General features: G+C 75.3%; 1 protein-coding gene. It reads right to left on the bottom strand.

Annotated elements, in window-relative coordinates; translation table 11 throughout:
- Positions 1-1,149: type I secretion system permease/ATPase (locus MFF30_RS14185; protein ID WP_238280047.1), on the bottom strand; the 1,149-nt coding region annotated here is incomplete at both ends.

The raw sequence follows: 1,149 nt of genomic DNA, 5'->3' as shown, positions 1-1,149 counted from the left end.
GACCTCGTCCTTGGGTCCGAAGGCCTGGGCGCGGCCGTCGGCCATCATCAGGATGAGGTCGAGGGCGGCGAGCGCGGAAGGGCGGTGGGCGATGACGATGCAGACGCCCCCGCGCCGGCGCACGCCGAGGATCGCCCCCGTGAGCGCGTGCTCGCCCTCGGCGTCGAGGTTGGCGTTGGGCTCGTCGAGGACGACGAGGAAGGGGTCGCCGTAGAGGGCGCGGGCCAGGCCGATGCGCTGGCGCTGGCCGGCGGACAGCCCCGCCCCGCCCTCGCCGATGCGGGTGTCGTAGCCCTCCGAGAGGCGCAGGACGAGGTCGTGCACGCCGGCCGCGCGGGCGGCGGCGATCACGGCCTCCGGGGTGGCGTCCGGATCGAAGCGGGCGATGTTCTGCGCGACGGTGCCGGCGAAGAGCTCGATCTCCTGGGGCAGGAAGCCGAGATGGGGGCCGAGGTCGTCGGCCGACCACTGGTCCAGCGCCGCCCCGTCGAGGCGGACCTTGCCGCGCACCGCCGGCCAGACGCCGATGAGGGCCCGCACCAGGCTCGACTTGCCCGACGCCGAGGGGCCGATGACGCCCAGGCCCTGGCCGGCCTGGAGAGCGAGGCTCACGTCCTGCACGACGAGGCGCTGGGTGCCGGGGGGCGCCACGCTGATGCCCTCGACCTGGAGGGAGCGGCAGGGCGCCGGCAGGGCGTGGGGCTGGGCCGGTGCCGGCATGCGGGCGAAGAGCTCGGACAGGCGGGCCCAGGACTGGCGGGCTTGGACGAAGCCCTTCCAGTTGGCGATGGCGAGTTCGGCCGGCGCCAGCGCGCGGGCGACCAGGATGGAGGACGCGATGATGATGCCGGCACTGGCCTGGCCGTTGATGACGAGGTAGGCGCCGAGCGCCAGCACGCCCGATTGCAGGGCCATGCGGAAGACCTTGGATGCGGCGCCGTAGCCGCCGGCGATGTCGGAGGCGCGCTGCTGGGCCTGGCGGTAGTCGCCGTTGGCGAGCCCCCAGCGGTCGGCAAAGCGCGCCTGCATGCCGAGTGCTGCCAGCACCTCGGCGTTGCGGCGCCCGGCTTCCGCCAGGCCGTTGCGGCGCAGGCCGTGGCCGGTGGCGGTCTGGGCGGGGTCGCGGGTGGCCCGGTCGGTGAGGAGGGC

The organism is Methylobacterium goesingense (assembly GCF_022179225.1).
GTDB lineage: Bacteria > Pseudomonadota > Alphaproteobacteria > Rhizobiales > Beijerinckiaceae > Methylobacterium > Methylobacterium goesingense.
This window is presented reverse-complemented; position numbering and strand designations above follow the sequence as displayed.